The sequence below is a fragment of the Bacillus sp. N13C7 genome (assembly GCF_026790065.1).
Taxonomy (GTDB): Bacteria; Bacillota; Bacilli; order Bacillales; family Bacillaceae; genus Bacillus.
Map to the genome: position 1 here is coordinate 20,393 of NZ_JALAMO010000006.1, position 10,882 is coordinate 31,274.

Here is a 10,882-nt window from a genome sequence, read left to right on the forward strand (position 1 = left end):
CGTGGAGCATTTTTTTATCAAAAAGAACATCACTTCCGCTGAGGACGGGATGACTGTAAAAGAATATGCCGGTAAACTGGGAATTTCGAAACGTTTGCTCACTGATATCAAGTTTGGCGGGGGAGACCTGCTGATCAACGGCGAGCATGTAACGGTTAAATACGTTTTGAGAGCAGGAGATCTTTTTGCCGTGAAGTTTCCTGAGGAACAGGTGAGCGAGACGCTGTTGGCAGAGCCTGTTCCGCTCGATATCCTGTATGAGGATGAACACGTGCTTGTGATAAACAAGCAGCCATACGTATCATCAATCCCTTCGAGAGAGCACCCTTCCGGAAGCATGGCGAATGGAATTATCCATCATTATCAAAAAAACGGAGTGCAGGCGACAGTACATCTTGTCACCCGGCTAGATCGGGATACATCTGGTGTCATGCTCGTTGCCAAGCATCGTTTTGCCCACTCCATTTTATCATCGGCTCAAAAAAACGGGCTTGTGAAACGCAGGTATGCGGCAGTGGTCCACGGACGGATGACACAAGCGAAGGGAACAGTCGATGCTCCGATTGGCAGACATCCTGACAGTATTATTGAGAGGATGGTGACACCGGACGGCCAGAAGGCTGTTACTCATTTTTACGTTACACGTGCAACTGACGATATCACCTCGGTGACATTGCAGCTCGAGACTGGACGGACACACCAAATTCGTGTTCATATGAGCTACCTCGGGCACCCGCTGTGCGGCGATACACTGTATGGCGGTACAAGACAGGAAATTGGCCGGCAGGCGCTGCACAGTGAGCACCTTTCGTTTATCCATCCGCTGACGCAGGAAAAAATGACGTTTCATGCCTCACTGCCTCTGGATATGCAAAAACTGTTAAAAGGAGAGAATCAGTGATTCTCTCCTTTTTTATATGGGGCGAAATCTTGATTCGTCGTATGGCAGATAACTTGGAACAGATACGGTTTCTATTTCTGGAAAACGAAAGCCTGTCAGTTGATTTCCGAACACACAGCCTGTATCAATGTTGATGGTGCGATTGACCTTTCGAGGCTCTTTCACAGGTGTATGGCCGTATACTACCCAAGCCTTTCCGTTATAGGCTGACGCCCAATCGCGTCTGACGGGTCTGCCGTCCGGATATGTTTCACCCGTCACATCTCCGTAAAGCACAAAGTCCTTCACTCTGCGGGTATATTTTCCGATATCGTCAGCTTTTATGCCAGCGTGTGCGACAACTAATTCTCCGTTATGTAAGATGTCGTAAAGCGGCGCCGTTTCGTACAGTTTCATAAACTGTTCACTGACCGCTTTTCTTTCTTCTCTAGAAAGTTCATCAAGCTCTGCCGCTGTTGTTTCGAGGCCATGCATGACTTTTACGGGATTTCCTTTTAAGTAGCGGTACAGCTTATTGCAATGATTTCCCGGGACATAACGTACAGCGCCTTTTTCGTAGGCACTGGCTACAAAGCGGATGACCTCTATTGATTTGGGCCCTCTATCAGTTAAATCTCCGGCAAAAACAAGCACCCTGTCTTCCTCGTGGACAGGCACTCCATTTTTGATTGTATAGCCAAGCTTTTGGATTAATGCAGTCATTTCGTCATAGCAGCCATGAATATCGCTGATGATATCGTAAGCCATGCGGTATCCTCCTTGCCGATTGTTTTATTTATTATGAAGCAAAGTTCTGTGAGTCATCACAAGCTTTTATGTGCAAATTATAGAAGAATCATTTTCTAAATAGGATTAAGGGCTTATTACTTTATTTTTCGTCTTAACCCTTGTTAAAATCGCGTTATGTTTTTGAAACATGAGGTTCTGTTTGTTAATTGAGAACTGACATAACCCTGATCTTAAAAGGAGGTTCTGATTATGGCGCATACATCTGTCGCATCTTTAGTTGTTGTACTAATCGTTGCATTTTTAACACCCATCCTTTTGCATCGGTTTAAACTCAGCATCCCGGTTGTTGTTGCTGAAATCATTATGGGGCTGATTATTGGTAAAAGCGGCCTTGATTTGGTTGTGGAGGGTGATACATGGCTTCAGACACTCTCTATGCTCGGATTTATCTTTTTAATGTTTTTAAGCGGGCTTGAAATTGATTTTTCATCATTTGAGAAAGGAAAGAAAAAGCAGCTTCTGCCGAACGGCAAGGAAGCGCCTAATACGTTTGCTGCGGCATCTATTATTTTTGCCGGTATTTTTATTTTATCATTGCTGCTGTCCTATGGGTTCGTCTTGGCAGGGTTTATCCAAAATGCTTTTTTAATGACACTTATTATTTCAACGATTTCATTAGGTGTTGTCGTTCCAACGTTAAAAGAAGAACGGATCATGAATTCAAATATCGGGCAGATTATTTTGCTCGTTGCTGTTATCGCTGATTTGGCCACGATGATTCTTCTAGCTGTTTTTTCTTCTTTATACGGAGAGGACAGCGGAAACATGTGGCTCTTGATGATCCTGTTTGCGGCCGGAGTGGTGCTTTACTTTTTCGGCCGGGTCTTTAAACATCGCTCTTTTGTTCAGTCCATGTCAAAAGGGACGATCCAGATCGGGACACGTGCCATTTTTACGTTAATTATTGTCCTTGTTGCCTTGTCTGAATCACTTGGGGCAGAAAATATTCTCGGCGCTTTCTTAGCGGGGGTTCTTGTTTCCCTTCTTTCGCCAAACAAAGAACTTGTTCAGCAGCTGGATTCATTTGGCTACGGGTTCTTAATACCGATTTTCTTTGTGATGGTCGGTGTGAAGCTGGATATTTGGACTCTTTTCCAGGATAAAACCATTTTAATTATGATTCCGCTTCTGCTTCTGGCGCTGTTAGTCAGCAAAATCATTCCTGTTATGTACCTAAAGAAGTGGTATGATAACCGAACCGTTTTCGCGTCTGGTTTCCTGCTGACATCAACGCTTTCGCTCGTGATTGCCGCTGCGACGATCGGCCAGCAGCTTCACGTGATCAGCGCAAATATGTCAGGAGCGCTAATTTTAGTAGCCGTCATTGCGAGTATTTTTACGCCGATCTGTTTTAAAAAATTGTACAAACGGGAAGAGCAGCCTGAGGAGAAAAAGACGATTACGTTCATCGGCGCCAATCAAATGACTTTGCCTGTTACACTTGAGCTGCCGGAGAACGAGTATGACGTGCGGGTTGTGCACGTTTATCAAGAGAATGCGGAGGAAAAGCTGTCAGAATCAGTGTTTACGGTTGAGACGATTGCTGATTATGAGCCTGAAACCCTAGATTCACTCGATATTTTTGATACGGATATCCTCGTTGTGGCGACAGGGAATGAAGACATGAATGCCGAGATTGCACTACTTGCAAAAGAAAAAGGCACAGAAAGAGTCATTGCCAGCGTCGGATCACCTGAGAATGAAGCAGCTCTGAAGGAGCAGGGGATTAGCATCTTTTCTATTCTGCTGTCGACAAAAACATTGCTTCGCGCGCTGATAGAAGCCCCAGGCGTCATGAAGCTGCTCACGAACCAAGAATCTTCGCTGTATCAAATTAATATGGAAAACAGCAAATACGACGGTGTCATTTTGCGGGAATTCCCTCTAACAGGCGACGTCATTTTTGTCAGGATTTTCAGAGGTGTGGACAGCATCGTTCCTCATGGAGACACAAGGCTGAAACTTGGAGACCGCTTAATTGTCACCGGATCTCGCGAGTACGTAACGGAGCTTAAGAAAACATTGGAAGGTTAAATCTTGACCAATTAGGGATTCGTGTTAATATAGAGGTGCAGAACAATTCAATATGTATTCGTATAACCACTAGGGGTGTCCTTCATAAGGGCTGAGATAAAAGTGTGACTTTTAGACCCTCATAACTTGAACAGGTTCAGACCTGCGTAGGGAAGTGGAGCGGTATTTGTGTATTTTACTATGCCAATTCCAAACCACTTTTCCTTGCGGGAAAGTGGTTTTTTTATTTATCAGACAGGGGGAATGATGTGTGAAGTTTTCAGAAGAATGCCGCAGTGCAGCCGCAGAATGGTGGGAGGGGAGTTTTGTCCATCCGTTTGTTCAGGGAATCGGTGACGGAACGCTTCCGATTGACCGTTTTAAATACTACGTGCTTCAAGATTCTTATTATTTAACGCATTTTGCGAAGGTGCAATCGTTCGGCGCCGCTTATGCGAAGGACCTTTATACGACGGGACGGATGGCAAGCCACGCCCAAGGTACATATGAGGCGGAAATGTCGCTTCATCTCGAGTTTGCCGAACTGTTGGAAATCAGTGAAGAGGAGCGTAAGGCGTTTAAGCCGTCTCCTACGGCGTACTCATATACATCCCATATGTACCGATCGGTTTTGAGCGGGAATTTTGCTGAGATTTTAGCGGCCCTTCTACCGTGCTATTGGCTTTATTACGAGGTTGGCGAGAAATTGCTGCATTGTGATCCGGGGCATCCGATTTATCAGAAGTGGATCGGCACATACGGAGGTGACTGGTTCAAACAGCAGGTCGAAGAGCAAGTCAACCGGTTTGATGAGCTGGCGGAAAACAGCACGGAGGAAGTGCGCGCCAAGATGAAAGAGAATTTTGTCATCTCCAGCTACTATGAATATCAATTTTGGGGAATGGCCTATCAGAAAGAAGGCTGGTCCGACAGCGGCATAAAAGAGGTGGAGGAACTTGGAGCTTCACGCCATAACGGATGACTGCAAACCGGTTGAAGAGTTAGCGAGAACAATCATAGCTATTCAGAATGAAGTTGATTTTATACACATCCGGGAACGGTCAAAATCGGCGGCAGATATTTTGAAACTGCTTGAGCTTACGTCCGAAGGCGGTGTGGATAAACGAAAATTGGTCATGAACGGGCGGGTGGATATTGCGCTTTTTTCTACGATTCATCGCGTGCAGCTGCCGAGCAGCAGCTTTTCGCCGAAGCAGGTCAGAGCCAGATTTCCTCACCTTCATATCGGGCGGTCGGTGCATTCACTGGAGGAAGCGGTTCAAGCTGAAAAGGAAGACGCCGACTACGTGTTGTTCGGTCATGTGTTTGATACAGATTGCAAAAAGGGTCTTGAAGGCAGAGGTTTGTCTTTGCTGTCAGATATCAAAAAACGGATTTCTATCCCGGTTATTGCCATCGGCGGGATGGCGCCGGACAAATTAAGAGGCGTAAAACAAGCAGGGGCAGACGGTATCGCTGTCATGTCGGGAATTTTTTCTTCGGCTGACCCTTTGGAAGCTGCCAGACGATATTCCCGCAAGCTAAAGGAGATGCGCTATGAAAAGGCATTTTGATGCAGTTGTCATTGGAGGCGGAATTATTGGTTCCGCGATTGCCTATCATTTGGCAAAGGAAAATATGAGCACCGCATTGTTTGAAAGCGGAACAATCGGCGGCAAAACCACAAGTGCTGCTGCCGGAATGCTGGGTGCCCATGCCGAGTGCGAGGAACGTGACGCGTTTTTTGACTTCGCCATGCACAGCCAGCGTCTGTATAAAGGCCTTGGTGAGGAGCTTTATACGTTATCCGGCATTGATATCCGGCAGCATAACGGCGGTATGTTTAAGCTTGCGTTTTCTGAAGAAGATGTGCGGCGGCTGAGGAAAATGGATGACTTGGATTCAGTCAGCTGGCATGCAAAAGAAGAAGTGTTAGAAAAAGAGCCCTATACGTCTGATGCCATTCTAGGGGCATCCTTTATTCAGGATGATGTGCATGTTGAGCCTTATTTCGTTTGCAAAGCATATGCGAAAGCAGCGAAAGCGCTTGGGGCGGAGATTTTTGAGCATACTCCTGCCCTTCATGTCGAACGTGACGGTGAAGCTCTGTTGATCAAGACGCCGAGTGGTGGCGTATGGGCGGATCATGTTGCGGTTGCCAGCGGGGTGTGGAGCGGAATGTTTTTTAAACAGCTCGGCTTGAATCATGCCTTTTTTCCTGTAAAAGGGGAGTGCCTGTCTGTTTGGAATGATGATATCCCGCTGACAAAAACACTTTACCATGACCATTGCTATATCGTACCGAGAAAATGCGGAAGACTGGTTGTCGGCGCGACAATGAAGCCGGGTGACTGGAGTGAAACACCGGATTTTGGCGGACTGGAATCGGTTATGAAAAAAGCAAAAACGATGCTGCCTGCCATTCAGAATATGAAGGTGGATCGTTTTTGGGCAGGATTGCGTCCGGGGACAAAGGATGGAAAACCGTACATCGGCAGACACCCTGAGGACAGCCGTATTTTATTTGCAGCGGGCCATTTCAGAAACGGGATCCTGCTTGCTCCCGCAACGGGCGCTTTGATCGGTGATCTCATGATGAATAAAGAAGTCAATCAAGACTGGCTGCACGCATTTCGAATTGATCGCAAGGAGGCGGTTCAGATATGATGCTACAGCTGAACGGCAGAGACGTGAAGTGGGAAAAAGACACAGGCACTATTCAAGACCTGCTGGCGTCTTATCAGCTTGAAAATAAAATTGTTATTGTTGAAAGAAATAAAGAAATTATCGGTAAAGAACATTATCACGAGGTTGAACTTTGTGATCGCGATGTTATTGAAATTGTCCATTTTGTAGGAGGCGGATGAGCATGTTAACAATTGGCGGGAAATCATTTCAATCAAGATTGCTGCTGGGCACGGGGAAATACCCATCGTTTGAAATTCAAAAGGAAGCGGTGGCCGTTTCTGAGTCTGATATTTTAACATTTGCTGTGCGGAGAATGAACATCTTTGAAGCGTCTCAGCCTAATTTTCTGGAACAGCTTGATTTATCCAAATATACGCTTCTGCCGAATACAGCGGGCGCCAGCACCGCTGAAGAAGCGGTCCGGATTGCAAGACTGGCGAAAGCGTCAGGACTTTGTGACATGATTAAAGTCGAAGTCATCGGATGCAGCCGTTCTTTGCTGCCTGATCCTGTTGAGACATTAAAAGCGTCCGAACAGCTTCTAGAAGAAGGCTTTATTGTGCTCCCGTACACGTCAGATGATGTTGTGCTGGCAAGAAAACTCGAAGAGCTTGGTGTTCATGCTATCATGCCGGGTGCATCTCCGATCGGATCGGGCCAAGGAATCTTAAATCCTTTGAATCTGTCATTTATTATTGAACAGGCCAAAGTGCCGGTCATCGTGGATGCCGGAATCGGATCGCCGAAAGATGCGGCATACGCAATGGAGCTTGGTGCGGACGGCGTACTCCTTAATACGGCTGTATCAGGCGCGAATGATCCTGTGAAAATGGCTCGTGCCATGAAGCTCGCGGTGGAAGCAGGACGCCTTTCTTATGAGGCGGGCCGAATTCCGTTGAAGCAATACGGAACGGCAAGCAGTCCGGGAGAAGGTCTTCCTGTATGACGGACAGGTACTCCAGGCAGGAGCTGTTTGCTCCGATCGGCCCAGCCGGCCAGAAGAAACTGAAAGAAGCGCGCGCCGTAATTATCGGCGCCGGCGCGCTTGGAACAGCCAGTGCAGAAATGCTGGTCAGAGCGGGAGTCGGTTCTGTGAAGATTGCCGACAGAGATTACGTTGAATGGAGCAACCTGCAGCGCCAGCAGCTGTATACAGAAGATGATGTCAAAAAAGAAATGCCGAAAGCGGCCGCTGCTGAGCAGCGTCTCCGTTCGATTAACAGCGATGTTGATGTGACGGGCCTTGTCATGGATGTGACAGCTGAAAATATCTTCGAGCTGATTAAGGGCGCTTCGATCATTGTGGATGCGGCCGATAATTTTGAAACCCGCCTGATCGTAAATGATGCTGCTGTAAAAGAAGGGATTCCTTTTCTTTACGGTGCCTGTGTAGGAAGCTACGGTCTGACCTTTACCGTAGTGCCGGGATCGACCCCCTGCCTTCATTGCTTGCTCGATACACTTCCGATTGGCGGCGCGACATGTGACACAGCCGGCATCATCAGTCCGGCTGTTTTGCAGGTAGCAGTCTTTCAGGTGACAGACGCGCTGAAGCTGCTGACGGGTGAAGAATGCGAGCCGGTGCTGCGCTCTTTTGACTTGTGGAAAAATGAGCGGTCAGAGGTGAGAGCAGCGGGTCTCAAACATGACACATGCCCAAGCTGCGGCACAAAAGATTTTCCGTTTTTGTCATATGAAAACCAAACAAAAGCGGCTGTATTGTGCGGCAGGAACACGGTGCAAATCAGATCATCCTTTACAAAAGAAGCTGATCTTGAAGGGCTTGCCGGTCAGCTGAGACAGGCCGGGTTTGAAGTAGCTGCGAATCCGTATTTAATTTCCTGCCGCTCGGATGATATGAAAATGGTGCTGTTCCGGGACGGCAGAGCGCTGATCCATGGAACGAATGATATTGCCCGGGCAAAATCCATTTATCATAAATGGATCGGGTAATAAAAGGAGTGTAGTGTAATGAGTATATATAAAGCATTGACAATCGCCGGCTCTGATTCAGGCGGCGGCGCAGGGATACAGGCAGATATTAAAACCTTTCAGGAACTTGATGTTTTCGGTATGTCTGCGATTACGGCGGTAACCGCTCAAAATACGCTTGGTGTGCATGGGGTGTATCCGCTGACTGTAGAGGCGCTGAGACAGCAAATTGATGCTGTTGCCGAGGATTTGAGACCTGACGCCGTAAAAACGGGAATGCTCTGGAATGCCGAAATGATTGAAGAAGTGGCAAGAAAAATTGACGAGTATGAGTTTAACCGAGTGATTGTTGATCCAGTTATGATCGCAAAGGGCGGTGCATCCTTGCTGCACGATGAATCAGTTGCCACCTTAAAAGAGCTCCTCATTCCAAGAAGCTACGCGATTACGCCGAATGTTCCGGAAGCAGAAACGCTGACAGGAATGGCAATCCAATCGCTGGATGACCGGAAAAAGGCAGCGGAGAAGCTCGTCAAGATGGGGGCCAAGCATGTGATTATCAAAGGAGGGCACCAGCCTGAGGACAATCACATCACTGATCTTCTTTTTGATGGAAACATGTTTATGCAAATCAGCCACCCCTATATCGATACGAAGCATACGCATGGCACAGGCTGCACCTTTGCTGCCGCTTTAACAGCTCAAACGGCTAAAGGAGACAGCATCCATCAGGCATTCGAGGTAGCGGCAAACTTTGTCCGCGAAGCGGTGGAAAATACACTCGGCATCGGATCAGGGCACGGGCCGACAAACCATTTCGCCTTTAAAAGAAACAGCTTAAACACAAGCCGATGAGATCACCAGTTGATGGTGGTCTCTTTCACGTTTGTCTATGGTAGCGCTTTTCATCTGGACAAGGTTATGATATGATAAGAATTAAGATCAGGTACTAATACTATGTCTTTATTAAATATAGGAGGCTTTATACATATGAATTTTTCACTTGAAGGCCGCAACATTGTTGTGATGGGGGTAGCAAACAAACGCAGTATCGCATGGGGGATTGCGCGCTCTTTACATGAAGCCGGAGCACGTTTGATTTTCACATACGCAGGCGAACGTCTGGAGAAATCTGTACACGAGCTTGCCGGTACGTTAGAGCGCAATGATTCCATCATCCTTCCTTGCGACGTAACAAACGATGCGGAAATCGAAACTTGCTTCGCAAGCATTAAGGAACAGGTTGGTGTGATCCACGGTATCGCGCATTGCATCGCGTTTGCCAACAAAGAAGAGCTTGTCGGCGAATACTTAAACACAAATCGTGACGGTTTCCTTTTGGCTCATAACATCAGCTCATACTCTCTGACAGCTGTTGTGAAAGCGGCACGTCCGATGATGACTGAAGGCGGAAGCATTGTTACTTTGACTTACCTTGGCGGAGAGCTTGTTATGCCAAACTACAACGTTATGGGTGTAGCGAAAGCTTCTCTTGATGCAAGTGTGAAATACCTGGCTGCTGACTTAGGAAAAGAAAATATCCGCGTCAACAGCATTTCTGCCGGCCCGATCAGAACATTATCTGCTAAAGGCATCAGCGATTTCAACTCAATCTTAAAAGACATTGAAGAGCGTGCGCCGCTTCGCCGCACGACAACACCTGAAGAAGTGGGCGATACAGCTGCGTTCTTATTCAGCGACATGTCCCGCGGCATTACAGGTGAAAATCTTCACGTTGATTCAGGTTTCCATATTACTGCCCGCTAAGCAGGATCTTTGCCAAGCAATCCCGAACAGGGATTGCTTTTTTATTTCTTCTGATTTTCAGCTTTCTGTCATATAGATAGAATATGACACAATCGGAGGGATGAAGATGTCTAATAAGAAAAGAAACGCGGACAAAAAACCGCTCATGTATATTGTTCAGCCGGATTATGCAGAAACCACAAGGTCATCCATGCAGGAGATTGTCATCAAAAGAAAGGTCAACAAACCCGCTCCGCCAAAAGCAGAGGAAAAGCCGGCTTACCATGAGAAACAGCAGGAGGAAGCTGTGGCAAAGGATGTCCAGCAAGCAGAACAAAAGCCTGCAGCTGAGCCAGTGAGTCAGCAAACACAAGAGGTGAGAGAACCAGAGAACACAAAGATCACAAAGAACCAGCAGGAGAAGAAAGCAGAGCCGCAGACTGTTGAAGAAACCGTCGAACACGAGCCGCCGAAAGCAGAAAAAAAGGAAGAGCCTGCACTTGAGGAACGAAAGCCAGAAAAAGAACCGGAAGCTGTCCATAATGCTGCCAAAGCGGAGGAAAAAGCACCGCCGGCAAGAAAAGTGAAAAAACCGATGAGCAAGATGACGATCCATGAAAAAATTGATTTTTTAACAAAGCTTCCCCATAACATGCCAAGAGCGCTCTGTCTGATTGAAGCCAATGGAAGAACGTATAGGGGTGTGATTGTCGGAAGAAGAAATGATTCCGTCCTGCTTCGAACAACCGGCAACGGAGCCCCGACTGAGCTGGCAATTGATGATATCACCTCTTTGCATCCGCTCGGTTTTTA

Annotated in this window: 12 protein-coding genes and 1 riboswitch; of the genes, 11 read left to right on the forward strand and 1 reads right to left on the reverse strand. The window is 47.0% G+C overall.

Annotated elements, in window-relative coordinates; all coding sequences use genetic code 11:
* Position 1 precedes the first annotated feature (1 nt).
* Entirely contained in the window at positions 2-901 is a 900-nt protein-coding gene (locus MOB98_RS06810; RefSeq protein WP_268359541.1) for an RluA family pseudouridine synthase, read from the forward strand.
* A 12-nt stretch (positions 902-913) separates the two neighbouring features.
* On the opposite strand, the gene prpE is transcribed toward MOB98_RS06810, so the two are convergent.
* On the reverse strand, positions 914-1,648 hold the full coding sequence (gene prpE, locus MOB98_RS06815) for a bis(5'-nucleosyl)-tetraphosphatase PrpE (RefSeq protein WP_268359544.1): 735 nt from the start codon (positions 1,646-1,648) through the stop codon (positions 914-916).
* Between the two features lie 231 nt (positions 1,649-1,879).
* Here prpE and MOB98_RS06820 point away from each other — a divergent pair, with 231 nt between their 5' ends.
* From MOB98_RS06820 to MOB98_RS06865, 10 genes are all read left to right on the forward strand, one after another.
* Positions 1,880-3,724 (forward strand): monovalent cation:proton antiporter family protein, encoded by a 1,845-nt coding sequence (locus tag MOB98_RS06820; protein WP_268359546.1) that lies wholly within the window; start codon positions 1,880-1,882, stop codon positions 3,722-3,724.
* Positions 3,725-3,785: 61 nt separating this feature from the next.
* A riboswitch (TPP riboswitch) is annotated at positions 3,786-3,894 on the forward strand.
* A gap of 80 nt (positions 3,895-3,974) precedes the next feature.
* Positions 3,975-4,685, forward strand: a complete 711-nt coding sequence (gene tenA / locus MOB98_RS06825; RefSeq protein WP_268359549.1) for a thiaminase II — start codon at positions 3,975-3,977, stop codon at positions 4,683-4,685.
* The gene (gene tenI, locus MOB98_RS06830; RefSeq protein WP_268359551.1) at positions 4,660-5,277 is read left to right on the forward strand and encodes a thiazole tautomerase TenI; all 618 of its coding nucleotides are present in this window, start codon (positions 4,660-4,662) and stop codon (positions 5,275-5,277) included. The genes tenA and tenI overlap by 26 nt, the downstream gene beginning before the upstream one ends.
* The gene (gene thiO / locus MOB98_RS06835; protein ID WP_268359554.1) at positions 5,261-6,370 is read left to right on the forward strand and encodes a glycine oxidase ThiO; all 1,110 of its coding nucleotides are present in this window, start codon (positions 5,261-5,263) and stop codon (positions 6,368-6,370) included. The genes tenI and thiO overlap by 17 nt, the downstream gene beginning before the upstream one ends.
* A complete protein-coding gene (gene thiS / locus MOB98_RS06840) occupies positions 6,370-6,570 on the forward strand; it encodes a sulfur carrier protein ThiS (RefSeq protein WP_268359597.1) in 201 nt (66 codons plus the stop codon). The genes thiO and thiS overlap by 1 nt, the downstream gene beginning before the upstream one ends.
* Complete coding sequence (gene thiG, locus MOB98_RS06845; protein WP_072566102.1) at positions 6,567-7,337, forward strand: thiazole synthase; 771 nt, start codon at positions 6,567-6,569, stop codon at positions 7,335-7,337. Before thiS ends, thiG begins: the two co-directional genes overlap by 4 nt.
* Positions 7,334-8,344 (forward strand): thiazole biosynthesis adenylyltransferase ThiF, encoded by a 1,011-nt coding sequence (gene thiF, locus MOB98_RS06850; RefSeq protein WP_268359556.1) that lies wholly within the window; start codon positions 7,334-7,336, stop codon positions 8,342-8,344. The genes thiG and thiF overlap by 4 nt, the downstream gene beginning before the upstream one ends.
* Before the next feature lie 18 nt (positions 8,345-8,362).
* A complete protein-coding gene (gene thiD, locus MOB98_RS06855) occupies positions 8,363-9,178 on the forward strand; it encodes a bifunctional hydroxymethylpyrimidine kinase/phosphomethylpyrimidine kinase (RefSeq protein WP_268359558.1) in 816 nt (271 codons plus the stop codon).
* A 135-nt stretch (positions 9,179-9,313) separates the two neighbouring features.
* Positions 9,314-10,090 carry an enoyl-ACP reductase FabI gene (gene fabI / locus MOB98_RS06860; RefSeq protein WP_003224643.1) on the forward strand — a complete coding sequence of 259 codons (777 nt, stop codon included), beginning with the start codon at positions 9,314-9,316 and terminating at the stop codon, positions 10,088-10,090.
* Positions 10,091-10,190: 100 nt separating this feature from the next.
* The coding region (locus tag MOB98_RS06865; protein WP_268359560.1) for a spore coat protein CotO at positions 10,191-10,882 on the forward strand (692 nt) is incomplete at its 3' end.